This window comes from Limosilactobacillus galli (genome assembly GCF_947381495.1).
Classification (GTDB): domain Bacteria; phylum Bacillota; class Bacilli; order Lactobacillales; family Lactobacillaceae; genus Limosilactobacillus; species Limosilactobacillus galli.
Map to the genome: position 1 here is coordinate 12744 of NZ_CANCWK010000015.1, position 25577 is coordinate 38320.

Annotated in this window: 24 protein-coding genes; 13 read left to right on the forward strand and 11 right to left on the reverse strand. The window is 50.8% G+C overall.

Annotation, left to right across the window (positions count from 1 at the left end):
• The first annotated feature begins 3 nt into the window (after positions 1-3).
• Positions 4-888, forward strand: coding sequence for a hypothetical protein (locus tag QOS10_RS04655; protein ID WP_283594063.1), 885 nt, complete (start codon positions 4-6; stop codon positions 886-888).
• 65 nt (positions 889-953) lie between these two features.
• Here the strand turns inward: QOS10_RS04655 and QOS10_RS04660 are convergent, their stop codons facing one another.
• The gene (locus QOS10_RS04660; protein WP_283594064.1) at positions 954-2387 is read right to left on the reverse strand and encodes a C69 family dipeptidase; all 1434 of its coding nucleotides are present in this window, start codon (positions 2385-2387) and stop codon (positions 954-956) included.
• 75 nt (positions 2388-2462) lie between these two features.
• The gene (ybaK, locus tag QOS10_RS04665) at positions 2463-2969 is read right to left on the reverse strand and encodes a Cys-tRNA(Pro) deacylase (RefSeq protein WP_283594065.1); all 507 of its coding nucleotides are present in this window, start codon (positions 2967-2969) and stop codon (positions 2463-2465) included.
• Between the two features lie 139 nt (positions 2970-3108).
• Here ybaK and QOS10_RS04670 point away from each other — a divergent pair, with 139 nt between their 5' ends.
• A complete protein-coding gene (locus QOS10_RS04670; protein ID WP_283594066.1) occupies positions 3109-3840 on the forward strand; it encodes a GntR family transcriptional regulator in 732 nt (243 codons plus the stop codon).
• Positions 3841-3965: 125 nt separating this feature from the next.
• Here the strand turns inward: QOS10_RS04670 and QOS10_RS04675 are convergent, their stop codons facing one another.
• Positions 3966-5129 carry an RNA-guided endonuclease TnpB family protein gene (locus tag QOS10_RS04675; RefSeq protein WP_283594067.1) on the reverse strand — a complete coding sequence of 388 codons (1164 nt, stop codon included), beginning with the start codon at positions 5127-5129 and terminating at the stop codon, positions 3966-3968.
• 191 nt (positions 5130-5320) lie between these two features.
• Entirely contained in the window at positions 5321-6433 is a 1113-nt protein-coding gene (locus tag QOS10_RS04680; RefSeq protein WP_283594068.1) for an acyltransferase family protein, read from the reverse strand.
• Between the two features lie 267 nt (positions 6434-6700).
• Here QOS10_RS04680 and QOS10_RS04685 point away from each other — a divergent pair, with 267 nt between their 5' ends.
• Complete coding sequence (locus tag QOS10_RS04685; protein WP_283594070.1) at positions 6701-9112, forward strand: phosphoketolase family protein; 2412 nt, start codon at positions 6701-6703, stop codon at positions 9110-9112.
• A 77-nt stretch (positions 9113-9189) separates the two neighbouring features.
• Here the strand turns inward: QOS10_RS04685 and QOS10_RS04690 are convergent, their stop codons facing one another.
• Positions 9190-10584 (reverse strand): GHKL domain-containing protein, encoded by a 1395-nt coding sequence (locus tag QOS10_RS04690; protein WP_283594071.1) that lies wholly within the window; start codon positions 10582-10584, stop codon positions 9190-9192.
• Positions 10585-10649: 65 nt separating this feature from the next.
• On the opposite strand from QOS10_RS04690, the gene QOS10_RS04695 reads away from it, so the two are divergent.
• Positions 10650-11234, forward strand: a complete 585-nt coding sequence (locus QOS10_RS04695; RefSeq protein WP_283594072.1) for a hypothetical protein — start codon at positions 10650-10652, stop codon at positions 11232-11234.
• Here QOS10_RS04695 and QOS10_RS04700 read toward each other — a convergent pair.
• Positions 11231-11989 (reverse strand): LytR/AlgR family response regulator transcription factor, encoded by a 759-nt coding sequence (locus tag QOS10_RS04700; RefSeq protein ID WP_283594073.1) that lies wholly within the window; start codon positions 11987-11989, stop codon positions 11231-11233. The two genes, QOS10_RS04695 and QOS10_RS04700, sit on opposite strands and share 4 nt — an antisense overlap.
• 215 nt (positions 11990-12204) lie before the next feature.
• Here QOS10_RS04700 and brnQ point away from each other — a divergent pair, with 215 nt between their 5' ends.
• The 3 genes from brnQ to QOS10_RS04715 are packed head-to-tail and all read left to right on the forward strand — an operon-like array spanning position 12205 to position 15301.
• A complete protein-coding gene (brnQ, locus tag QOS10_RS04705) occupies positions 12205-13551 on the forward strand; it encodes a branched-chain amino acid transport system II carrier protein (RefSeq protein ID WP_283594074.1) in 1347 nt (448 codons plus the stop codon).
• A gap of 48 nt (positions 13552-13599) precedes the next feature.
• Positions 13600-14508 (forward strand): ROK family protein, encoded by a 909-nt coding sequence (locus QOS10_RS04710; RefSeq protein WP_283594076.1) that lies wholly within the window; start codon positions 13600-13602, stop codon positions 14506-14508.
• Position 14509: 1 nt separating this feature from the next.
• Positions 14510-15301 carry a Cof-type HAD-IIB family hydrolase gene (locus tag QOS10_RS04715; protein ID WP_283594078.1) on the forward strand — a complete coding sequence of 264 codons (792 nt, stop codon included), beginning with the start codon at positions 14510-14512 and terminating at the stop codon, positions 15299-15301.
• A 253-nt stretch (positions 15302-15554) separates the two neighbouring features.
• On the opposite strand, the gene QOS10_RS04720 is transcribed toward QOS10_RS04715, so the two are convergent.
• Positions 15555-17465, reverse strand: coding sequence for an elongation factor G (locus QOS10_RS04720; RefSeq protein ID WP_283594099.1), 1911 nt, complete (start codon positions 17463-17465; stop codon positions 15555-15557).
• Positions 17466-17495: 30 nt separating this feature from the next.
• The gene (locus QOS10_RS04725; RefSeq protein WP_283594079.1) at positions 17496-17954 is read right to left on the reverse strand and encodes a universal stress protein; all 459 of its coding nucleotides are present in this window, start codon (positions 17952-17954) and stop codon (positions 17496-17498) included.
• Positions 17955-18134: 180 nt separating this feature from the next.
• Between QOS10_RS04725 and QOS10_RS04730 the strand changes: the two genes are divergently transcribed.
• The 3 genes from QOS10_RS04730 to QOS10_RS04740 all read left to right on the forward strand — a co-directional run bounded on the left by QOS10_RS04730 (position 18135) and on the right by QOS10_RS04740 (position 20107).
• A complete protein-coding gene (locus QOS10_RS04730) occupies positions 18135-19148 on the forward strand; it encodes a lipoate--protein ligase (protein ID WP_283594081.1) in 1014 nt (337 codons plus the stop codon).
• Between the two features lie 93 nt (positions 19149-19241).
• The gene (locus QOS10_RS04735) at positions 19242-19652 is read left to right on the forward strand and encodes a hypothetical protein (RefSeq protein ID WP_283594082.1); all 411 of its coding nucleotides are present in this window, start codon (positions 19242-19244) and stop codon (positions 19650-19652) included.
• Positions 19649-20107 carry a hypothetical protein gene (locus QOS10_RS04740; protein WP_283594083.1) on the forward strand — a complete coding sequence of 153 codons (459 nt, stop codon included), beginning with the start codon at positions 19649-19651 and terminating at the stop codon, positions 20105-20107. Before QOS10_RS04735 ends, QOS10_RS04740 begins: the two co-directional genes overlap by 4 nt.
• A gap of 288 nt (positions 20108-20395) precedes the next feature.
• On the opposite strand, the gene QOS10_RS04745 is transcribed toward QOS10_RS04740, so the two are convergent.
• From QOS10_RS04745 to QOS10_RS04755, 3 genes are all read right to left on the reverse strand, one after another.
• Positions 20396-21562, reverse strand: a complete 1167-nt coding sequence (locus tag QOS10_RS04745) for an MFS transporter (protein ID WP_283594085.1) — start codon at positions 21560-21562, stop codon at positions 20396-20398.
• A 180-nt stretch (positions 21563-21742) separates the two neighbouring features.
• Positions 21743-22600, reverse strand: a complete 858-nt coding sequence (locus QOS10_RS04750; RefSeq protein WP_283594088.1) for an SAM-dependent methyltransferase — start codon at positions 22598-22600, stop codon at positions 21743-21745.
• A gap of 14 nt (positions 22601-22614) precedes the next feature.
• The gene (locus QOS10_RS04755; protein ID WP_283594090.1) at positions 22615-23028 is read right to left on the reverse strand and encodes a helix-turn-helix domain-containing protein; all 414 of its coding nucleotides are present in this window, start codon (positions 23026-23028) and stop codon (positions 22615-22617) included.
• Positions 23029-23148: 120 nt separating this feature from the next.
• Between QOS10_RS04755 and QOS10_RS04760 the strand changes: the two genes are divergently transcribed.
• The 3 genes from QOS10_RS04760 to QOS10_RS04770 all read left to right on the forward strand — a co-directional run.
• Positions 23149-24132: an alpha/beta hydrolase gene (locus tag QOS10_RS04760; RefSeq protein WP_283594092.1), complete on the forward strand. Its 984-nt coding sequence runs from the start codon at positions 23149-23151 to the stop codon at positions 24130-24132.
• A 13-nt stretch (positions 24133-24145) separates the two neighbouring features.
• A complete protein-coding gene (locus tag QOS10_RS04765; RefSeq protein ID WP_283594093.1) occupies positions 24146-24502 on the forward strand; it encodes a DUF1304 domain-containing protein in 357 nt (118 codons plus the stop codon).
• A gap of 152 nt (positions 24503-24654) precedes the next feature.
• On the forward strand, positions 24655-25577 hold a 923-nt coding region (locus tag QOS10_RS04770; protein ID WP_456298556.1), incomplete at its 3' end, for a transposase.

Genomic DNA, 25577 nt, shown 5'->3' on the forward strand with positions numbered 1-25577 from the left:
GTGGTGGATAATTGGCCGCGCCAGCCATTGATTTTAACAGCACAGCTCCCCTTAGCCTGGGGTGCTGGTTACTGGTGTCTTGCCCAGATGCTTGCGGGATGCCGGATACCGGTCGCTGCTCCTGATGGGGACCAGGTAGAGCTGGCGTTGATGCTGGCCCTGTGTTGGATGCTGGCCGGGGGCTATAATCAGTTGCTGATTTACCGGTATGTACCCGGGCTTGAGAACGGGCGCAACCGGGTTTTGGCGATCGCCAACGCTCTGGCCTTGATCTGTACGATTGTGCTGGCCTGGGGGAAACCGGCCGTGGTTTTGTTTCCGCGCCGTTTTTCTCCTCTGGCGATCCTGCTGCTTGTCCTGAGCCTCGCCCTGGCCAGCTTGGGCAATTATTTTGTGGACCGTATCCGGCGGATGCCGGACCGGTTACCGCTGTGGTTTGGGCCCATCACGCTTGCCGTCATGGCGGTGGTTGTTCCGCTATTCTTTGGCAGCCAAAACTGGTGGGAATGGTTGTTGGCGTCCGTCATGATAATTCTGATCCAGGCGGTTGCTTTCCAGCAGCTGCCCTGGATCCTAGCGGAGACGCCCGCCAGACGAAGTGCCCTCTACGATATGCTGCTAGGAGCAGAACTGGCAGCCCTCTTCTCTAGTGTGCTTCTCGGTGTTATTAGTTACTACCAGCGGGGATATGGTGTTCTCAGCCGGTTGTGCATCTGCTGGGGGAGTGCCGGCGTCTTTTTAGGGATCGGGGCCATGGTGATTGCCGCCTGCCAACGTTACCATAATGACTTTCGGTATGGACACGCGGCTGATCACGAAAATTGGTTTGTTGCGGTCGGCGCCCTGTGCTGGGTCGGTATTCTGTTGGCACTGATCTTAGCGTTATGAATTAACTAAAAAAAGCTCTGTGCGAGAACGTCGTACAGAGCTTCTTCTATATCATTAGTCAACAATTAAAGGTTCTTATCCATAATGAAGGTCAGCTTGGAGAGCTCCAGCCCGTGCATGATTAGTTGAGCCATCAAAGCCTTGGTCCGCTTAGCCATCTCGGCAACCATCTTGTGGGATTCCGTACTCAAGAATTCGCTGGCCTGCTTGTCGTCCATTCCTTCGACTTGCGGAGCGGTCTGGTTGACCCACCGGTAGAGGTATTCACGGGCGTCCTTTAAGTAGTCCAGGTCTTCCTTGGAGAACTCAGCATGGTGGGACTCCACGATCATGGACAGGGCCCGGTACATCCAGTAGGCACTCTTCAGGTTCATGTCGAGCTTCATTGGGGTTTCCCGGTATGAAACGTCGATGTCGTCCGCGTTACCGAAGAATGGGACGTATGGGGTGAAGGTTGGGACCCCGAAACTCATCCACAAAATGGTAGATGCGGCTTCTGGAAGGTCAGGGCGAACCTGGAGGACGTGGGAGTTCTGGGTCCGGTTAAGGGAGATTGGCCGGAAAAGGTGCTTTTCTTCATCCGTGCCGTGGCCCAGCGGATCATAAGGGGTGCCCTGGTAGTGACTGCTGAGGACCTTCTCAACGTCTTCCAGAGCAATCTTGTGGTCGGTCCGCATGATGAATGGCAGGTCGAAGTCCAATGGATCTTGATCAACACTTGGGTTGAGCAGCTTGTGACCGTACCATTGCCGTGGCGTGTTGTAGTGTTGGTCGAAGACGTCCGCGGTTCCGAAGATGTGGCGGAAGTCCCAACCGTGCTTATCAGGGTTGAGGTGGTTTGATTCGACAAACTCTTGGATACCATCGGACCACATGAAGTTGTCAGTGTCATCAAAGTCGACTTGTTGAATGGCAATCCGGTTTCCAGTAACCGCGTAGGCATCGTCCGGAATCCGTTCGGCAACCCAGTGGTGACCAGTAACGATTTCCATGTACCAGATGTCATTTTTGTCAGAGAAGATGACCCCGTTACCCTCGGCGGAACCGTACTTCTTGACCAGTTCACCGAGGTAACGAACCCCATCCTTGGCGCTATCAATGAATGGCAGGGTGGCAGCCACGATCAAGTCTTCGTTAATCCCACTCTCCGTGTTCAGCGGGTCGCAAGCGAGAACCCGTTCATTGGCGTAGACACTTTCCGTGGCACTCATGCCGACGTTCTTTTCGTTAAAACCACTTTCGTCGAAGACCCCTTCGTGAACGTAGTCAATGTTGGGTGTTCCTTGGTAACGGTAACCGTCGGCCGGACGGTCAACCACGCACTTGTTCAGGTAAGCCTTCACCTGGTTGGGGTGGTTGTGGTATGCCGGGTAAACAACCAGCTTCATCGGGTTGAGGGGACCAAAAGTATCATCGTTTCGAGCAGCCATTGTGGAACCATCGATGGTGGCGTCCTTACCAACTAACACCGTCGTGCAGGCGGACAGGTTTTTCTTCATTTCGTCAGAACCTTTCTAGAAAATCTTAAGTTACAAATTACATTTTAAACGTCCATTAATTGGTGGTCAATCGAATCACTGCTGTTCCAAGTCGGCAAATTTGGCGTGCACCAGGTTGGCCAGATCTTGGGCATTGACCTTGACTGACCGGCCGATCTTGCCAGAGGAAACGTAGATGTCCCCCTGTTCCTGGGCAGCGTTATCGATGAAGATGGGGTAGTGGTGCTTTTCGTAGATCCCCACTGGGGTGTTGGCCCCGTGGACGTAGCCGGTCGTCTTCAGGAGGTTCTTAAGGGGAACCATGTCGACCTTCTTATTGCCGGAGACCTTGGCCAGCTTTTTCTCATCGAGGTGAGTGTCAATTGGGACCACGCCGACCAGGGGACCCGTGGTCGGTCCGGACAGGACGAGGGTCTTATAGATGGTGTGCTCATCGATACCGGTGTGGTCGACGGTCATCGTCCGGACATCGCCATCCTGGTGGGTCGGAAATTCCTTTTGCTCGTAGGCAATGTGGTTCTTGTCCAGGATCTGTTCAACCTGGGTCTTCTTCAGTTTGCTCTTCTTATTTTTCTTGCTCATTTGACACTGAGTCCTTTCATTTTTATTTCTGGAACGGACCAATTTTTATCGAGAAGGTACCAATTTCGACAGGTTCTGTTATACTGGAAAGTGAAGTTAATCGTTAAAATTAGTCTATATGGTCCGAGGAGTTAATTACATGGCAGATTTAGTATATCGCTCCGTGATGCGTGATATAAAACAAAAAATCCTGAAAAATCAGTATCCAGGGATGCGGCTCCCGGATGAGCGTACTCTCAGTGAGGACTACGGGGTTAGCCGAAGCTCAATTAAGCGGGCACTAGGGGTCCTCGCTCAGCAGGGGATCATTTTCAAAAAGCGGGGATCGGGGACCTTCATCAATCCGCTGTATCTGAAAAATCAATCACTCTTTCATTATGAGGGGAGCAACCTGGGGGTCACGGATAGCTTCCAACTTGATGGCAAAAAGCAGAGTATCAAGCTGCTTGACTATCAGGTGGTGCCGGCCAATCCTGATGTTCAGGAGGAGCTCTTCCTTAATGATAATGATTTTGTCTACCAAATCAAACGGCTGCGGCTGATTGACCAGCAGCCCTTCATGATCGAGACGGGTTTTATTCCGATCAAGATCATTCCGACCCTCTCACCAGCCATCGTTGATAGCTCAATCTTCAACTACTTGGAGGAGAGCAAGGGTAAGCGGGTTACCAAGTCGTTTATGACCATCAGTGTGGCCCCGTCAGATGAAAATGACCAGCGCCTGTTGGGACTGAAAGCCACGGAGCCGGTTGGTCTGATGGGTGGGGTCTTCTTCCTCGACGATGGGACGCCGTTTGAAGTTTCAAATATGCGGATCCACTACCAGTACATGAAGTATAGCACCTTCGTTAACCTGGATCAGGAACGCTAATATATGGTGAACTACTCGGCCATAAATGACCAAGCTTCTGGGAACACAAAGTAGTATTTAGGATGTTGCATCAGTATTCTGAAAACCTAACTTACAGAACTTCGCTCTTTTACCATGGCTAGTCCCTAACCAATGGCTTTTAGTCCTTTATGAAGAATATTAACTGCCGCATTAATATCCCGATCGTGGTGTACGCCACATTTAGGGCAGGTCCATTCACGGACTGCTAAAGGCTTCGGCCCACTATGGTGCCCACAGCGGGAACAGATTTGGCTGGTATAGTTAGGCTTGACGACAATCAGTTTTTTACCGTACCAGGCACATTTATACGCCAACATGGTCCTAAACTCATACCAGCTGGCATTGGCAATTGCTTTCGCTAAGTGGTGATTGTGCTGTAGATTCTTGGCTTTCAAATCTTCAATGACAATCACGTCGTACTGTTTAACTAAAGCGGTGGTCAGTTTATGTAAGTAATCTTTGCGTTGGTTAGCGATCTTCTGCTGATAACGCGCTTTTTGGATTCTAGCCCGTTGCCAATTCTGGTAATCAGTCAGCTCTGCCTTAAACGTTTTATGGTTATGATTCCACTGACGAACGGCAACTTGAGCCCAGTGCTGTCGCCGATTATACTTACTCTGCCACCGCACGGCTTGCTTTGCCAGCCACTCGGCGTTAAATGTTTTGTACTTAGTTCCATCCGAACTGATGGCTAAATTAGCGATCCCGACATCAAGGCCGACTGCTTTGCCAGTTTTGGGCAAAGCTTGTGGCGCTGACGCTTCAGCTTGTAAAGACAGGTAATAGCGGCCGGTTGAATCATAGCTGACCGTGTAGCGCTTGATCTTTAAGCCTGCTACTCGGCTGGTCTTGCTGGTTCTGATAGTACCTAGTTTAGGCAACTTCATCCGGTGCTTAGCGATTACCCGACAAGTGGAACGGCCCGTGTAGGACTGCTTGCTGGCCCGTCTGTTTTTGAAGCGGGGATAACCGCCTTGGTGTTTGAAGAACATCTTAAAGGATTGCACCAAGTCATGATTGATAACCTGTAAGCTGGTAGAATCACTCTGCTTTAAAAATGGGTATTCTTGTTTAAGCGGCCTCAAAAGGTAATTCATACCATACTCATTGACAAAGCGACTGCTAGGGTTGTTTCGATAGCGTTCCTTAGCTATGGCTAGCATCTGATTCCAGACGAAGCGACTATTGCCAAACATCTGCCAGAGCTGATCTACTTGGTGTTGATTAGGGTATAACCGCAACTTAATGCCCTTTAGAACTTTGACCATTTTTTCACCTCCTCTCCTCCCATGATACAGGAGATTAAGCGGAAAAAGTGAACTTTATATAGAGAAATTTAAAAGGTGGCTGACGGCCGCCAGGTGGGCAATTCATCACGTTCTTAAAAGGTCGTGTCTTCTTGCCCAAATTCAATAAAACGCCTTCCATAGCTCGAAATGAGCACGGGAGGCGTTTTTGATTAGCCATTGGTCAGGTGCCGGTGAATACCGAGCAGGTCCTTGAATTTGACCCAGACCAGGTGGAAGATGAATGCCGATAGGAAGGCCAGCCCCACCGTTAATAGAATTAGCAGGGGAAAGAGAAGCATGAGTGGTATGTGCAACGGGTTCAATAACTTCCAGCACCAATAGAGCCAGAAGACGTGGGAAAGGTAGGCCCGGTGAGCATAGAGGGCGATCCAGTGCACCATTGGCAGCCACTGGTTACGGTACTTCTGCATATACAATGCGAAGGTCGCAATTAAACCGATCGTGGCCAGGTTGTAGAAGATCATTGATGGTAAGTAGTAAGGGGCGTTAGTAAGCCATACCGGAATCCCGTAGCTGAAGAAGTTGAGGGTAACGTAGTAGAAGAGGGCCAACCAGATGACAACTTGACTCAACCAATGCTGCTTGAGTACTTCCGATAGCTTAGGGTAGCACTGCCACAGCACCGTCCCCGCGGTGGCGAAGATCAGGAAGCTGGGGAAGACCCGATCAAGTAGGTACCATTGGTGGGCGTCTGGGCCATGAAAGACGCGGAGTGCGTAGGTTAAGTGCCAGCTGAACTCGAAGATGAGCACCAAAATAAAGGCAACCAGGGCGCGAACGGCCCGGTGATTGATCCAATGGGCAAGCATCCAGAAGAGGGGCATGATGATAATAAACTGGAGCATCATCACGTTGTACCAGAGGTGCGGGGCCGCGTTGCCGTTGATGAACTGCCAGGCAAAACTGGTCCAGTTATGGTAGTGACTGTGCTGCTGCAATTGAGGCAGAAATAATAGGTAGACCGTAGACCAGAGGATTGAAGGGACAAACAGGACGTGCCACCGGTTAAGCATAAAGCGCGGGTAGTTGCGCCAGGTGGCGTGGGGGTGGGTTCTGATTGTTGAGAACAGGATCCCAAAGATGAAAGCAGACGCGCTAAACTTGGCTAATTTGTAGAAGCCGCCCAGAAAGAATTGTTGACCAATTGGGGGCTGGGTCTGCATTAAAAAGGTGATGACCGATTGAATCATCACCGTGGTGACCGCAAACATCTTTTCAAAGTCACCAATATCAGCCCTACCAGTTGAACCTAAATGCTCCACAATAATCATGCCTTTCATTAATCTAAGGTTGATTTTAGCATCATTACGTCCTTTTATTAAAGGACTTAAAAATGTGAATTTGCGGGGGATGGGAAGTGATACACCCAGTTAGAAAAGTAAAGAAATCATTAATTGGACCGTATCAATTTTCAAAAAGGTTGACTTTAAATAAAAACAGGTTATCATAAAAGATGTAAATTGAATGATTTACGTTAGTTGTTTGAATTACACGAACGTATTTATTTATTCAGAAGGAGTGTATTTTTGATGGCAGTAGATTACGATTCCAAGCAATACTTGGAAAGTGTTGACGCTTACTGGCGCGCCGCTAACTACCTGAGTGCCGGTACCCTGTTCTTAATGGACGACCCACTGTTACGTCGGCCATTAAAGGCTGAAGACGTTAAGCCTAAGCCAATTGGTCACTGGGGTACTATTGTTCCACAAAACTTCATTTACGCCCACTTAAACCGGGTTATTAAGAAGTACGGTCTGGACATGTTCTACATTGAAGGTTCAGGTCACGGTGGCCAAGTTATGATGAACAACTCTTACCTGGACGGTTCATACACTGAAATTTACCCTGAATTTACTCAGGATGAAAAGGGTATGGCTAAGCTGTTCAAGCACTTCAGTTTCCCAGGTGGGACTGCTTCACACGCCGCACCAGAAGTTCCTGGTTCTATCCACGAAGGTGGGGAATTAGGTTACTCCCTTTCACACGGTGTTGGTGCTATCTTAGATAACCCAGATGTTATCGCTGCTGTTGAAATTGGTGATGGTGAAGCTGAAACTGGCCCATTGGCTGCTTCCTGGTTCTCAGACAAGTTCATCAACCCAATCAAGGATGGTGCGGTATTACCAATCATCCAAGTCAACGGTTTCAAGATTTCTAACCCAACTATCCTTTCACGGATGAGCGACGAAGAACTTACTAAGTACTTCGAAGGTATGGGCTGGAAGCCATACTTCGTTTCCGCATACAAGGATGCTGACCGTGACGGTGAATTCAGTGGCTACAAAGACCACATGGAAGTTCACGAAGAAATGGCAAAGACCATGGACAAGGTTATCGAAGACATCAAGGCTATCCAAAAGAACGCCCGTGAAAACAACGATGACTCTCTGCCACAATGGCCAATGATTATCTTCCGGGTTCCAAAGGGCTGGACTGGTCCAAAGAAGGACTTGGATGGTAACCCAATCGAAAACTCATTCCGTGCTCACCAGATTCCTATTCCGGTATCTCAAGACGACATGGAACACAAGGACATGCTTGTTGACTGGATGAAGTCTTACAAGCCAGAAGAACTGTTCGACGAAAACGGTCACCCAGTTGCTCTGGTTGAAGAAAACACTCCAGATGGTGACAAGCGGATGGCTATGAACCCAATCACTAATGGTGGTAAGGATCCTAAGCCACTGATCCTGCCTAACTACCGTGACTTCGCTATTGATGTTCAAAAGCCAGGTACGGTTATTAAGCAAGACATGCTTGAATGGGGTAAGTACCTCAGCAAGATGGCAGAACTGAACCCAGATACTTTCCGTGGCTTCGGTCCTGACGAATCCAAGTCTAACCGGCTCTACGATCTTCTTGACAACGACAAGCGTCAATGGATGGAAGGTATCCACGAACCAAACGACGAAGACCTTGCTCACTCTGGTCGTGTGATCGATTCACAACTTTCCGAACACCAAGCAGAAGGTTTCCTTGAAGGTTACACTCTGACTGGTCGTCACGGATTCTTCGCAACCTACGAATCATTCGGTCGGGTTGTTGACTCCATGCTGACTCAACACATGAAGTGGTTACGGAAGGCTAAGGATCTCTACTGGCGTAAGCAATACCCAGCATTGAACTTCGTTGATACTTCAACTGTCTTCCAGCAAGACCACAACGGTTACACTCACCAAGATCCAGGTCTGTTGACTCACATGTTCGAAAAGGAACGTCCAGACCTCGTTAAGGAATACCTGCCAGCTGATACTAACTCACTGATGGCTGTTTCTAACAAGGCCTTCAACGACCAAGAATGCATCAACATCTTCGTAACTTCCAAGCACCCACGTGCACAATGGTTCTCCATTGACGAAGCTACCGAATTGGTTGACAACGGTCTTGGCTACATTGACTGGGCTTCTACTGACCAAGGCAGCGAACCAGATGTTGTCTTCGCTTCTGCTGGTACTGAACCAACTGAAGAAGCTCTTGCTGCTATCGACATTCTTCACGACAACTTCCCTGAACTGAAGATCCGTTACATCAACATCATCGAAATCATGAAGTTGATGAAGACCGACAAGAACCCAGAAGGCTTGACTGACGCTGAATTCAACCGTTACTTCACTACGGACAAGCCAGTTATCTTCGCATGGCACGGTTTCCGTGATATGATCCAAGCTCTGTTCTTCGATCGTGCTAACCGGAACGTTCACATCCACTCATACGAAGAAAATGGTGACATCACTACGCCATTCGACATGCGTGTATTGAACGAACTTGACCGGTTCCACCTTGCTAAGGACGCTATCCAAAGCGTACCTGGCTACGAACAGAAGAGTGCTGCCTTTGTTGCCAAGATGGACAACATGATCAACAAGCACAACCACTACATCCGTTCAGAAGGTAAGGACTTACCAGAAGTTACTAACTGGACTTGGAAGGGGCTTAAGTAATCGACTGCTGATTACTCAATAAACACTCATAAATAAAAGAGAGGACGTTAATTTAACGTCCTCTTTTTTAGCATAGATTATTTTTTCTTTGGAATGATGATCCGTTGCTCGAAGTAGTGGTCCTTTGAACTGCGGTCATTGCTAGCGCCTGGGTAGCGGGCCAGGATGATCTGAAGGTTGCGGAGACCCAGGTGGTGATTCCGGCCTAGGGTAACCGTATGCGCGATGGCGGTCAGCTGGTTGAGGTTGACCTTGGCCTGGGCGGTTGAATTGCCGATGACGATGAACTGTGCAAACTGGTTCTCATAGAGGCTAAAGTCGACCAGCTTCTTTTCCGACTTCGCGGCAGCTCTGATGGCGTTGTCAAAGAGGATCGTGATGATCCTGATCGCATCGACCTGCTGAAGGGTCTGGGTAAGCTGGATTGGATCAGCAATCTCAATCTCCAGGTTGAGCCCCTTATCCATGGCGACCGAGATCTTGTTATAGATAACGGCCTTGATGCCGGAATCCTTGATATTCTTGAGGGGCCCGATAATACCGGTGGGTACTTTAATATCACGCTGGGTGTCCCGAGTCAGGTGGCCCAGGGCACGCTTGGCATAGTCGAGGTTGTTGGTTTTCAGAGCACTCGAGAGGCTATAGAGAATATTCTGATAGTCGTGACGGAAGCGGCGCAGGTCGTCGGTCATTACTTCGAGCTGGCTGGTGTACTTGGCAAGGGTGGCCAGACGGTATTCAGCGTCGTCGGCCCGATCGCGGTTGGCGAGATACTTACTGGTTAACGCCATCGCTATCAGTATGATGGCAAAGTAGCCGAAACAGATGGCCAGGTAGGCCAGGTAGTTGGCAACTGGCGGGGCACTTTCGGGGAGTACCGGCGGCAGTGTCAGCCGACGATAGTATTGGGTATAGTAGAGGAAGTACGCGATGGGGAGGAAGGCCAAGCTGAACAGCCATTCGCTTAGGGCGTGGTCATCGCGCAACCGACTGAGGTAGTGGTTAAAGAAGGGCCGGGTTGCGCGGATGATGGGCAGCGTCACCGTATAGCAGATAAGAATGCTGGTGTTCGTAATGAGATAGTAGACGCCGGTGCTGGGGAGCAGGGTAATTTCAAAGATCGCAATAATCCCCGACACAATCGTCTGGACAAAGTAGTAGACCAGCATGCTGTAGCCGAATCCGGCAACCAGATCGGTAAGCGAACCGGTGCCGTGATCGACCAGAAAATAAATGAGGACGATGGTGACAATGATCCAGATCAAATCATTTAGGAAAAAGAAGAATGGTAGGAAGAGGGCCCCAACGGCGATGATCAAGTAAAAATAAAACGGGATCCGCCGTAAATGAAGATGTTTGTAAGTGCCAAGGAAAAAGATCGGATAAAATATGCAGGTCTTAATGGCCCAGACAATGAGGTAACCAAGCGATGGCGCCAGGGTAAACGGGTTAATTAGGTTAAAATAAATCATATCAAAACTGCCTTTACAAGAATTATTGTATACTTATGGCATACATTAAATGGGGAGAAATCGCAATGAAAAATAACGAACTAAGCATTACCTGCCCTACTTGCGGCAAATTAAACGTGATTGGGAGTAAGCGTTGCAGTAACTGCGGGCGGCCTTTACCTGCGCAGAAGCAGTGGGAAGGACAGCAACACCGGCCGCTATCTAAACGGGTGGTCGGGGTGATCATAACGATTGCCGCCGTATTAGCAATCGGCTTGCTTGGCCTTATCATTCAACACAACCAGGTATTATCTTATACGACTTTTGTCAATAACGCACCACAGAAGGTGATCTTCTATGATACGCATCGTCGTCCTGTTAGAACGCTTTACTTAATTGGTGACCGCCGCAAAAAAACCGCTACCGGAGTTCAGGGGACTCTGGTAGTGGCGCGAAAAATCCATCTTAATAAGAACTACCGATCTTTAAAGGCGGTTCGCTATGTTGATAGTCGGCAGCGCGGTCTGCTGAAGATCCAATCCGAACCAGTAATGGAGTTTTACTACCCCAGTCGGAATGGAAAGCTGAGGTCGAATGGTCGGTGCAAGATCGTTGGCCACCCAGAGATCAAGTACTTTAGCTGGCAAGGCACCAGTGGGCGGGACAACTAAATAATTTTAAGCGGTGATTCGAGCTTCTTTAACTGTGCAAACAGGCGTTTAGTCCGTAACCGGGAGAATGGGTAGTCCTGATCATTACCCATAAAGCGAAGGGTGTGGTGCTTAAGATTAACCGAAACAACCTTAAGCGGATTGATCAGATAGTGCCGGTGCGCCCGGAAGAGAACGGGGAACTCATTTTCGAGCTCGTTCAGGGTGACGTTGATGGTGAGCACCTGGTTGTCCGTGGTGTGGAGAAGGGATTGGTGCGAATTAGCAGGGGTGGGTTCGAAATAGTAGATGTTGCTCAGGTCTTCTTTCAAGTATCCCGCACTAGTCTTGAGCGTCAGCCATTGAACTGGTTGCTGATGTCGCTGCTTCTTGGTAATGAATATAAAGTCGTCTTTGAGCTTGGCTGTAATGTCATTGTGGTCCTTGGCAATGAAGTCTAATGCCTCACTCTTGAACTTGTAAGTGGTGGGCAAAAACTCGTCGTGGACGGTGATGAAGATAATTGTCGCGAAGGCATCGTGTTGCCGAATTTGCTGGCTGGCTTGCAGGCCGGCTTTTTTGTTGGCATTGATTTCGATGTCGAGTAAGAAGACATTATCAATGCTTGGTTCCGGAAGTTTGGCCATCATTGAATCAACGTCGGTGAAGGGAAGAATGGTCATCTTAGGAATCTCCAGGTCTGCTCGGATCTTGCGCAGAGTTTGCTCAAGGTAGCGCTGCTCGATCCATTTGTTTTCTAGAATAAAAACGTTCATTAGTAATTTCTCCCCCCCTAAATCTGTTCACTGATTATGATAATGGTACAGTCCCCAAATCATCAATGATTCAGTATTCGATATGTTATTATGTATCCCTGACTGAAAAAAACATCATTTCACTGAAACTAACGGGGTGTAAACGGTATCTGGGGAAGCAGGGAAACTATGCTATAATTAGCAATTGCTGATATTAACGTAGAGGAGAAATTGAAATGAGTTCATTAAAAAAAGCGAGTAAGGTCTACTTAACGATCGGGTCACTGATCTTCGGCATGATCTTTGGGGCAGGAAACCTGGTTTTCCCGGTTCACCTAGGCCAGCTGGCCGGCCATAACTGGTTGCCGGCCGCCATTGGTTTCATTGTCTCGGGGGTGTTTCTGCCGCTCTTCGCCCTGTTGGCGATCAGCATCACTAAGTCACGGGGGCTTTTTGAGCTGGCCCTGCCGGTGGGGCCGTGGTTTGCCCTGATCTTTTTGGTGCTGGTGCACGCCACGATCGGGCCGCTCTGTGCCACGCCGCGTTCGGCAACGGTGCCGTATGCAATTGGGGTGGCGCCCTACCTTAGCGCGGCCATGCAGCCCTGGGGCCTGGCAATCTATACCGGCCTCTTCTTCCTGCTGGTGTACTTCTTCGCAACGCGCGAGGGTAAGATCACGGAGATCATTGGCAAGGTCCTCAACCCGATCTTCTTGGTGATGCTCTTTGTCATCTTCTTCATGGCCTTCATCAAGCCGATGGGCAGCCTGCACACGCCTAAGCCGACGAGCGAATACCTGCAGCATGCCTTCTCCAGCGGTTTCTTGCAGGGGTATAACACAATGGACGCCCTGGCAATGCTGATCTTTGGAGTAACCATCATCGCCGCCGTCCAGCAGATGGGCTTCAAGCGGGGCCAGCAGACCTCGCTAGCGACGGTCAAAGGCGGAATGATCGGGATTGCCGGGGTCGGGGTCATGTACCTGGGGCTGATCTACCTCGGAACCACTAGCCGCAATCATTTTGCTGTCGCGGCCAATGGGGGAACCACCCTCAACCAGGTGGCCCACTACTACATGGGAAACTTCGGTAATGCCCTGCTGCTCACGTTGGCAACGATCACTTGCATGACAACCGCCATGGGACTGGTGATTGCTTTTTCGCAGGACTTTCATGACCGGTTTCCTAAGATTTCTTACAAAGCCTTTTTGCGGCTGAACTGTTTGATATCATTTGTAATCGCTAACTTGGGGCTGGATAAGATCGTGACCTGGTCAACGCCGGTCCTGATGCTCCTGTATCCATTGGCAATCGTCCTCATCCTCTTGGGGATGTTCTCACCACTGTTTGATAACGCGGCGATCGTCTACCGCTGGGGGCTGCTATTCACCTTTGTCCCGGCAGTCCTGGACATGGTCAATGCCTTCCCGCCGGTTCTGCGCAATCTATCAGGCGGCCAGGCGCTGATCAGGATTGCCAGCCACATCCCACTTTACTCGCTGGGGCTCGGGTGGCTCTTGTTCGCCCTCATCGGGGTTGCCGGCGGCCTGCTGGCTTGGCGGCTGCGTACTTCCCACGGGTAGTGTTAGTGTATAATGTAGGTATCATAATGTGGTGAGGAGGCGATCACGATGGCTAGACAGTATTTGAGTATTGATGTCGGCGGCACGGCAGTGAAGAGTGCCCGGATTGATCATTCCGGAAACATCATTGTCAAGCGCCGCACCGCCACGCCCCGGGATCAGGCAGCTTTTCTCCACTTGTTGACGAGCATTGTGGATCGCCAGCCCGGGGTCGCCGCTATCTGTGTGAGCGTGCCGGGGATCGTCAACCCAGCCACCGGGGCGGTCAAGTTCACGGGGGCCCTGGCCTTCATGGGCAGCTTTCCACTGGCGGCCTACCTGCGTCAGTACGCCGGCTTGCCGGTCTATGTTGGCAACGATGCCAACTGCGCCACCCTGGCTGAACTCTGGCTGGGGAACCTTACCGACGTCCGAAACGGGGCGGTGATCACCCTGGGGACCTCAGTTGGTGGCGGGCTCGTCATCAATGGCCAGCTAGTACATGGTCCGAACTTTCGGGCAGGAGAACTAAGCGCAATTGTCAATAACTACGACCATGCGGATCCGCACCAGGCCACGGTTGGCGCTAGCACCTCGGCCGTTAAGATGATCATAGCGGTGGCCCAGGCCTGCAACCTGCCAAACCTTAAGGATGGTCAGCGGGCGTTTGAAGAGATTAGTAAGTGTAAAGGGCCTGCCTGGTCGATCTTTACTGATTTCTGCCGACGGGTGGCCGTGCTTTTGATTAACGTACAGGCCGTAGTTGACCTTGACCGGATCGTGATTGGCGGCGGGATCAGTGCCCAGCCAATTCTGATCAGCGAGGTCCGGCACCAGTTTCGGCTGCTCCAGGAGGGGGACCGCCGCCTGCATGACGACATCGAAATGCCGACAATCATGGCGGCCCGCTTCGGTAACGGAGCAAATCTGCTGGGGGCCTTGTATGGGTTACTATTGAAGATTGAGGAGGAAGATTGAGATGCGTGCAGTGGCAACTGATATTGACGGGACCTTTCTGACCAACCGGCGTGACTATGACCGGCAATTATTTGACAAGGTTTATGCGGCAATGGTTGAGAAGGACATCCGGTTCATTGTGGCCAGCGGGGACCAGTACTACTTTCTACGCAGCCTGTTTCCACAAGTGGCCGACCAGCTGGCCTTTGTGGCGGAAAATGGCGTGTTGACCATTGACCAGGGGACGGAGGTACACTGCGGACGACTGACGATGACGGATGCCCAGGCAGTAATTGAGTACCTGGAGAAGCTCCCGGGGGTTAACTTCATTGTCTGTGGCCGGCGCAGTGCCTATGTCTTAAAGAGTGCACCCGCCGAATTTCGGACCGGGGCGCGCCGGTTCTATACCCGGATCAAGGAGGTTGCGGACTTCTCTGTCATCCAGGATGATGTGATCTTCAAATTCGCTTTGAACGTCCCGCCCGCCCAGCAGGAAGAAATTTCCCGGGAAATCGATACGCGTTTTGCCGGGATCATCCGGGCGACATCCAGCGGCAACGGGTCCATTGACCTGATCATTCCGGGGATGGATAAGTCCCATGGTCTCAAACTGCTACTGACCCGGTGGGGGATCAGTCCCCGGGACCTGGTCGTGTTTGGCGACGGGGAGAACGACCTCGAGATGTTTGAATTGGCCGGGACCAGTTACGCGATGGGGAACGCGCCCCAGAATGTTCAACAGGCTGCTACCCACGTCATCGGCACGAATGACGAGCAGGCAGTCTTGCACACACTTGAGAAGTTAGGTGAATAAAATGGTGATTCAGTTTAAAATAATTTTTACTGGAGCATTAGCTTTTACATTGATCTGATCTTAGCTGGCCTATGCATATACAGCTATCGGGGCGATCATTCGGTGGGCGAGTACATTATCGATAGTATTTTCCTGCTGTCCTTTATCATTAGCCTTTTCTTTGATCTCTTTAGCGTGCACCGGAAGTGAAATGATTCAATCTAAAAAGCCTAAGATTATCGAAATGGTAATCCTAGGCTTTTCTATTTGGTATTTACTTGTTCATGTACGGGAAGTGCGCCATCTCAGGCAGCCGGTCCCACCGTACTGGGTAGCCGGCACCGTGAGCACAGAAGACCGAATCGGGAGTGTTTTCCAGGTCGGCCATCGGGTCATACTGTCGGTCATTGATGATCTCTTTGGCGTTGTGACATGGTTGGTAGCCGGCGACAACACACTCCAGCTGTCCCTGGCCATGGGTGTAGTTCCGGACTTCCTGGGCATAGTCACGCATTGATGCCACCGGAGCCTCGCCGGTGATGGTAGTGGCCACTCCATTATCAGTTCCGAGCTGGAAGCTGCCATTCATCCGTTGAATGTCGTTGATTGCCCGGCCAACCTCTGATTGGGGAACAATCAGGCGGAACTGGTACCATGGTTCCAGCAGTTGACACTTCTTTTGGGCCCGAAGCTCCATCAGCCCCTGCCGTGCAGCCCGCCAGGTCGCCTCACGAAAGTCGCCGCCGACTGAATGGACAATACTGCCGCGACCGCCAACTAGGGTGATCTTGACATCGGTCAGTGGGGCCCCGATCAAGACGCCACGGTGCTCCTTGGCACCGAGACTGGTCATGATCTGCTGCTGCCAGTTGTGGCTGAGAACATCCGTCCGGCACTGGTCGGCGAAGGTCAGGCCGCTTCCGGGCTGGCCGGGTTCCATCAGGAGGTGGACCTCGGCGTAGTGACGGAGCGGTTCAAAGTGCCCAACCCCCTCGACGGTGTCAGTGATCGTCTCTTTATACAGAATGCTCCCCTGATCAAAGCCAAGCTGGAGTTGGAAACGTTCGGCCAGGAGCTGCTGGAGGACTTCCAGCTGGACCTCACCCATCAGGTGAACGTGAATCTCCTGGAGGTGTTCCGACCAGGTGACCGCCAGCTGAGGGTCTTCATCTTCCAGCTGTCGCAGGGCTGTCAGATAAGCGTGAATGTCGTTGCCCTGGGGATCGACGGCGTAGCTCAGGACTGGCTGAAAGGTGGCTTGTCGCAAGTTGTCTTCTGCCCCCAGGCCCTGGCCAGGAAAGGTGGTGGCGAGCCCGGTGACGGCACAGACATCACCGGCGGGAACCGTTTGCTGAATAGTAAACCTGGCTCCGTTATAGTCCCGAAGCTGGTTAGCCTTCTCATCACCCACGAGGGCAGCCTTAGCCTGTAGCTGGCCCCCGGTGACTCGTAGCCAGGTCAAGCGATCATTCTTATCATGGGAGATCTTGAACACCCGGGCTCCAAATTCCTGGTGCGGGGTAAACGGCACGGTCCACTTGGCCAGGCCCGCCAATAGGTCGTCAACTCCGGTCAGTTTAAGAGCGGCCCCGGCATAGCACGGGAAGACCTTCCGCTCCCGGATCAGGCGTTGAATCGTGGCGGGCTTGAGCTGGTCGCTCTCCAGATACTCGGTTAACGCATCGTCGTCTTGACTAGCGATGGCCTCGGTGGTGTCTGTATTGAGCGGGTCAGTGAACATGATACAGCCTGGTGAACAGGACTTCTGCAGATCTTTGAGGACTGCTTGTGGATCGGCCCCTACACTGTCCGTCTTGTTGATAAAGATAAAGGTCGGAACATGGTAGTGGTCGAGGAGCCGCCAGAGGGTCAAAGTGGTCCCTTCCAGGCCGTTGGTAGCGTCCACCACCAAGACAGCGTAATCGAGGACTTGCAGGACCTGTTCCGTCTGGGCTACAAAATCGATGTGCCCTGGGGTATCGAGCAGGGTGATTCCCAGGTCGTTGTATTTGAGCTGGGCCTCATGGGAGAAGATGGTAATTCCCCGTTTCTTTTCCAATTGATCAGGGTCGAGGAAGGCATCACCATTGTCGACTCGGCCGAGCTTCCGGCGGGCCCCAGTTCGGTAGAGCAAGGCTTCGGAAAGGGTGGTCTTGCCGGCATCAACATGGGCTACGATCCCCATCACGATCTTCTTCGCCAAACTAATCGCTCCTTACTTTTCGATTTGCACAACGAGAACGTCACACCGGGCGTTCCGATTGACGTAGTTGGTGACGGAACCGATCACAAACCGCTCGAAACCAGAGAGACCGGTCGTGCCGATCACAATCAGGTCGTTGTTGTGGTCGCTAGGGAACTCCCGGGCAATGACCCGCTTAGGATTACCGAAACGAATGTGGATGTTAACGTCCTTAACGCCAGCCTTTTCAGCCCGCGTCTTGAGGTCGTCCAGCCGTTCCCGAGTCGTGTGGACGGCGTCGAAGGTATCTTTTTCGCTCAGGATGGCATTACTGTAGCCATCGGTAATCTGGTCAACCTGGGTGACATTTAGGATATCGAGGCTGGCATCATTGCGAATTGCGCTGTCGATTGCGGCGTCGAGGACTTGACTGGTGGCCTTAGAACCGTCAACTGCAACCAGGATCTTGTGATATTGGAAATCGTCTGTCATCTTCAAAACTCCTTACAATTTACTTAGTTACCCTTATTATAAGGTTTTTGACCAGTAGCTAACATAATTATTCACACTTTTAAGGTATATTTATTGAAAACGTTTACCAGGAGGACTACACTACAAATGTAACTTAATTGTCAATTTGAAAACATGCTTTTGAAGAAGAGGGGCAAAAATATGCGTTATGTTTCAATGACGTCCCACAACATCGGGATGAACTTAGCAACAGAGCAGTATTTGATGAATGACAAGGACTTTGGTGACGAACCGCTGGTTCTGTTCTACTACGAAGAGCCTTGCATCATCGTTGGCCGGAACCAGAACACGGCCGAGGAAATTAACAAGGATTACGTCAAGAAGCACAACATCCGGGTTACCCGGCGGCTGTCCGGTGGTGGCGCGGTCTACCAAGACCTCGGGAACCTCTGCTTCAGTTTTGTGGTACCAAGCGACAGTGAGGAATTCGGGGACTTCAAGTCCTTTACCCAGCCAATCGTGGATGTTTTGCACAAGATGGGGGCAACAGGAGCCGAAGTCAGCGGCCGGAACGATATCCTGGTTGATAGCAAGAAGTTCTCCGGTAATGCTATGTACTCCCGGAATGGCAAGACCTTCTCACACGGGACATTAATGCTGGACGTTGATCTGAGCGTGGTTGCCGACGCTCTGCACGTGGCCAAGGACAAGATCGCTTCTAAGGGGATTAAGTCTGTTCGCAGCCGGGTTACCAACCTGCGGCCATATCTGAGCGACGAGTACAAGGACATCGATGTTCCAACCTTCCGGGATGACCTGATTAAAGGCCTCTTCCACGTTGACAGCCTGGACGAGATCAAGGACAAGCAGTACGTGGTAACGCCAGAAGACCAGAAGGAAATCGACAAGATCTATGAACAGTACTACAACAACTGGGATTGGGTCTACGGTAAGAACCCTGAATTCACTACCAAGCGGCGTAAGCACTTCGACATGGGAACGATCGACGCCCGGCTGGATGTCAAGGACGGCGTAATCAAGAATATCAAGTTCTTCGGTGATTTCTTCGGCCCGCAAGACGTTACGGAACTGGCCGAGAAGCTCAAGGGTGTTAAGTATGACCATGACGCCATCAAGCAAGCACTCGACGATGCGGGTACTCAACAATACATCACTGGGATTCCAACTGCCGAGATTGCGGACCTCCTGGCATAATTGAGCTTTACATGGATATTTAGTAAAATAGGATCAAGACACGAAATGTGGCCATCCTATTTTTTATTTGGCCAATAGAAAGCGAGTAATTACATGAAAAATTCTGATAAGGTCATAACGGTGACGTCGGTGGCGGCGGTTGTTGCCCTGGTGCTCGATGCCATCATGTTTGTTCAGCATGGCCACTCCCTGCTGTCCAGCAGCGTGTGGCCGCGGCTGGCGCTGTTCATTGTCTTGGCGGTGATCGTCAACGCCTTGGCCCTGGTTAAGATGCGTTTCTGCGGGTATGCGACGATTCTGGTGAACCTCTACTTTGCGCTTGCCAGTTTGGCGGCCTTTCAAATGGTGACCCCCCGGACAAGTGCTTATGGCCTATTCGTCGAGGCACTGAGTATCATCGGAATCCTGCTGGGCGCAGCGGGAATTTACTACGGCATCAAGCAGCGTTCTGACTATACCAAGGCGCGGATTGAGAAGCTGATGAAGAAGGCGAAAGAGAAATGAAGTTAACGGTTGATGATTACCTTAAAATGGTAACGGCTGACAAGGTCCAGGTCATGGATGAGGATAAAACCGCTACCCAGGCCCAGCAGAAGAAGACCTTGACGGCGGCAGTCGAGTTTGTGCAAGAGCAGCTCAATAAGGGCTACCTTGGTCAGTACCGGGCCAATGTCCGGATGAGAAAGGGTAATCCAGTCAGCTTCCGACTGGAGAGCAACCTGATCAATATTCCGATGGATGAGGCCGAGCGCTTGGATCCTAAGCTGCTGGATAAGGAGCCAGCCTATCCGGTGAACCTCTACATGGTGGTAGAGAGCGATGACGTTAATAAGTCCGGCTTACGGATTGATGAACTGGCCAATGAAACCGACCAGGGGCGGCCGGCCAGTTCTTTAGTGGCTAAGATCCAGCCATGGCTTGCCGATCACCTGGCAGCCGTGATGGAAGCCCGGGCTTAGCGTTTGCTTCCCCGAGTGGGATGTTATATAATATTAAGTGCGATGAGTCGAGAGGCCTGGTAGCGACCCAAATTGCTGCCATTACTTTTTCGATATATGGGGCACGTTAACTCACCGGATTGTGAGGTGCCTGGTTGATAACGAAGTGGACATCGTTACCGACCTGAGATAGGATCAATACACAAAGGAAAGCGCGGTTACCATTTGGTGCCGCGCTTTTTGATTTCCCGGGAAATATTTCAAAAGGAAAAGGGTTAGCGGTTTTAATGCTGCTAACCCTTTTGATATCTAATAACGCATGCCAGTGTACTTTCTGCTGAGGACAATGACCAGAACTGTTGCCAGGATTCCGTAGACGGCGCCCACATAGCCGAGGTGGTTCAACGAGGTGAACTGGACCGCGGTGGAAGCGGTGAAAGAGCCCAGGGAGATCCCGATGTTGGCGAAGATGGAGTTCAGTGATGAGGCCAGGTCAAGGGATTGCGGATAGTCCTTCTCAGCAATGTCGAGGAACATCAGCTGGGTAGACGCCCCGTAACAGGAGAAGGCCACGCAGAGGAGGGCGACAACGATGATCGCTAACCACTTGAAGTTCAGTAGGGGACCAAAGGCGATGTAGAGGATCGTCATGGCAATGTAGATGTTGCCGAGCCGGTGCACACCGCCCCGGTCAGCGAGGTACCCACCAAACTTGTTGCCAATGATGAAGAAGATCCCCATGCCGAACAGCAGCCAGTTCAGCCAGGTGTTGTCAAAGCCCATCTCGTTGGTGATCAGGGGCCGAATGTACGTATAAATGGTGTAGTCAGCCGCACACACTGCCACGATGAAGGTGACCCCGAGGATAACCCGACTATCCTTCAGCAGGCTGAACTGTTTGCTGAGGGTGCTCTTGAATTGCGGAGTATCACGGGGCACCAACCAAACAAGTCCGGCAAAGACCAGGATGGTCAATCCGGAGATCATCCAGAAACTGTCGTGCCAGGAGAAGGTGGTACTGATCACCGTCCCAATCGGAATCCCCACGACGGAGGCAATACTGAAGCCGGCGAAGACCCAGGAGACTAGGCTGGCCCGTTTCTCACGCGGAGCAACAAAGCTGGCCATCACCAGGACGATGGAGATGATGGCTCCCGCAACCGTCGCGGTCAGGATTCGTGACAGAAGAAGCGAGTAGTAGTTAGTCGCCATGGCGGACCAGGTGTTGCCGACGAAGAAAACGACCATCAGGAACAGGAGAACGTGGTGACGGCGCCAGCGGTTGGCGGCCGAGGTGATGATCGGGGTGAAGATGGCATAGATCAAGGCAAAGACCGTTACCAGGAGCCCGAGGCGGGAAAGGGAGTCGTGATATTCATGGGCAATATCGGGAAGGACCCCGACGATCATGTACTCGTTACAGCCGAGCATGAAGGCAACGAAGACAAAGAGAATTGCTTGCAGACGATATTTCATAATAGCGACCGATCGACAGGCAGGAAGGCCGTCGAAATTTCCTTTCTAAAAGATTTCAAACTCACAATAGTGTAACCGAGATAGACCAGTAATGCCAGTCTAAAAAGGCCCGGATCACAAAATAGTTTTGGATCCGGGCCTTTTTAAGGATTATATGTATACTGAAAGAACTAAACCAATTCACTTGACCAGGTAGATCTGCTCATCGATCAGGTCAAACGAATGGAGCTGCTGGTTGACCTTCTGCATTTCCTCGTCCTGGCTGAGCTGGGCCTCCTGCCAGAACTTCTTGGAGTTGGTAGCGCCGTTCTTTTCGCCGATGACTAAGAACTTAACGTCAGGATAGTTCTGCCGCAGCAGTTGGAGGACGTCCCAGTCGGTTTCACCCTTGTCCGGTGCCCAGGACATGATGACATATTCAACCTGGTCCCCATACTTCTTAATGGCGCTGATGGCGTCAAGCTTTTCGATTTTAGTGACCGGGTGCTTACCGGTTTCGTTTTCCTTGGTCCAAGCCTGACTGTCAGTGGTGTAGATCTGCTGGTTAGCGTTGTTGTTGCGCAGCCCTTTGGAGATGTAGCCATTCCCCGCCATGATTTCGAGGACGGGGGAGCCGTCGAGGTAGTCGGCCAGCGCCTTGGCGAATGGGGCGTTGACGTAGGACCACATTCCGTAGGTATCCTCAAGATAGTCCCGGAAGTTTCGCAGGGCCCGGTCTAACTTCGGCAGGGCAGCACTGTATTTGTTCCACAACTGGTCGCCGCGGGGGTCGTCCTTGGGATACTGCTGGTTGACCTGGTTGAAGATCGTGTCCTGAATGTCATCCGGCAGCAACAAGGTCGGCAGTGGTTGTGGCAGGAGGCCGCTCTTTAACAGGCGGTCGCTTTCCAGGGCATTGTTAATCAGGTATTTGATCTCTGGAAAATCATCGAAGAGGTCGCGAGCACTCATCAGTTCACTGATGTAGGGTGCCTGGTGAACGGCCTGCTGCGCCTTCTTGACGCGTTTTTTCAGTTTCTTGAGCTTCTTTGGATTCATATCAATTCCTCTCCTCACTTTAACTTCAAATCGAGTTGCTCCTGCTTGCCGTAGAACTTGTCGGTGTCGTGACGATTGGTTCGACCCTTGAGGTAGCCGTCGATCAGTTGGAAGATCTCGTAGCGGTCATCGCTGGACAACACTTTGTTGTTAAACAGGAGATCCTTGTTGGAAAAGAAAAGTTTGGCGAGGTCAAAATCGTTGCGATCAGTTTTCCCCGTCAGGTAATCGAGACTCACGTTAAAAAATTCGGCTAGTTTCCGGGCCTCAATGTAGGAAGGGGTCCGGATTCCCCGTTCCCAGTTGCCAATCTGTGAGGCTGTATTGGGTTTTTCGCCTGGCCCGAGGTGTTCGTTGAGGTGGTTAGCCAATTCTTTTAGTGTAATTTTCTGGCCCTTACGTAAAGCGCGCAGTCTTTCTGGAAACATGTGCTCACTTCCTTACTATGTCTCTATTATTTTACCATTGACAGCGGCAAATAACAGTAAAACAGTATGCAAAGTAACAGAAAGTGTGCTAAACTAATCACATTATCCAAAAATTACAACATGGGGTTAATCAAATTGAGTACAGTTGTTAAGAAAAAACGTCACCGTTTGCGAAACTGGCTGATCGGGATCGTCAGCGTCATTGTCGTCGCGCTGCTGGTTGCGGGGAGCTACTTCTTTACCGTCGCCATGGTGCCGAGCCACAAGAGCTTTGTTCATCAGTCTTCATCACGGATCAGCCGCACGGACCCGCTCTACTGGCAGAAGACCTGGTTTGCTGATAGCAAGAAGCAGCACTGGACTATGGAATCGGCCACCCGTCACTATCGGCTTGATGCCGACTACATCCCGGCCGCGCACTCAACCACGAGGAGTGTGATTATCCTGCATGGCTTCATGGGCCGGAAAGAGGACATGGGAGCCTACGCGGCAATGTACCACCAGCTCGGTTATAACGTCCTGCTTCCGGATGCCCGGGCGCACGGCCATAGTCAGGGAAAGTACATCGGCTACGGGTGGCCCGAACGCTACGATGTCCGTAAATGGGCGGAAAAGTTGATCGCCAAGAACGGGACCGACAGCCAGATCGTTATTGCCGGAACTAGTATGGGTGGGGCCACCACGATGATGACCAGCGGGATTAAACTTCCCTACCAGGTAAAGGCCTTTGTGGAGGACTGCGGCTACACCAGCTTGAATGATGAGCTGAACTATGAGGCCGGGAACCTCTACCACATCCCAACCTTCCTGCGCTGCCCACTGATCGCCATCCTGAGCGGGATCAACCGGGTCCAGAATGGCTTCTTCACGGGGGAGGCAAACTCGGTCAAAATGTTGCATAATAATACCAGGCCAATGCTGTTCATTCACGGTAGCAATGATACCTTTGTCCCGACTAAGATGGTCTACCAAAACTACGCTGCCAGCCGGGGGCCCAAGGAACTTTGGGTTGTCACGGGCGCTAAGCATGCCGCCTCCTTTGCCCACAGCCCGCAGGCCTACCAGCAGCATGTCCAGGCCTTCCTGCAGAAATACGTGAAATAGGGAGAAAACGAATATGGCAATGATAATTCTGATTTGGATTGTGGCGATCGAGCACCTGGGGATCATGCTCCTAGAGATGTTCGGCTCCCCGCAACAACAGGCCCAGGCGTTTGACATGCCACTGGAGTATGTTAAGCAACCAACGGCCCGGGTCGCCCTGGCTAACCAGGGGATCTATAACGGGATGCTGGGGGTCCTGCTGATCGTCAGCTTCTTCTTTTTCCACGGGGCCGTCCTGGTCACTGTCCTCCGCCTCCTCTTGGGCTTGATCGTCATTGTGGCCCTCTATGGCGGGCTGACAGCGACGAAGAAGATCTGGCTGGTCCAGCTGTTGCCCGCCGCGATTGCTTGGCTTTGTACCTTGATATAAAAAGGGGCTGTGACATAAGTCCCCAAAAATAAGCGGAGTTAGATGAAATCTTCGGATTTCATTTAACTCCGTTTTCCTTTAAAATTAGTAAAAGAAAAAGCACCGACCTGACCGTCGATGCTTCTCAAATACCCTCGAAAGGATACAAAACCTTGAGTACATATTATAACATGAATCAACTTAGTTTGAACATACCTACTGCTTATGAACCTGAATCGAGTCATCCGGCACACTATATTAATCGTTTAGTTGAAAGTCTGGCTGTCCGTCGACCTAGAATAATGGGTCGCCCGAGAGAGTATGATCCACGCATGCTACTAAAGCTAGTCCTACTGGCCTATAGTTATGGAATCATTTCCTGTCGGAAAATCGAACGCTTTGCTCGTGAAAATCTAGTAGCGATGTGGCTAACCCAAGAACAACGGCCAACGTATCGGACCATTGCTCGCTTTATCATTTCTGAAGAGTTAGAAGAAATGATCCAAAGTAGCTTCAAAGAATTCCACAGTTACTTAAAAGCTCAAGGAATGATTGATGAGGCTTCGTTTATTGATGGCACTAAAATTCTAGCTAATGCTAATAAGTACTCCTTCGTTTGGAAGAAGCGGACAATTAAGTATAGTGAATTGAATGTTGAAAAAGCTCGTAAGTTAATTCATGAGATTAAACAGGCAGAAGTTAAGATCAAAGTTGATGAAGAAAACTTCGATATCGATCAGCTTGATACTGTTATTGCGTTGCTTGAACAACGGATTGAAGATCTTAATCAACGAGTTAGTGAAACCGCAAAGGTTTCACCGAACCCAGCTAAGCAAGAGCGGCGCCATGCTAAAAAGTATCTTCATGCACTAGATCACTGTCGCCAAAAGCACCTTGAATATCAGGCCCAGGCACAAATCGCTGGTCAACGTAATAGCTATTCTAAGACTGATCACGATGCTACTTTTATGCGTTTGAAGGAAGATCCGATGCGCAACGGTCAAACTAAGCCGGCATATAATCTTCAAATTATGACCAATTCACAATATGTCCTTGGTTATAGCCTAATGCAGAACCCTACTGATACGAGAACTCT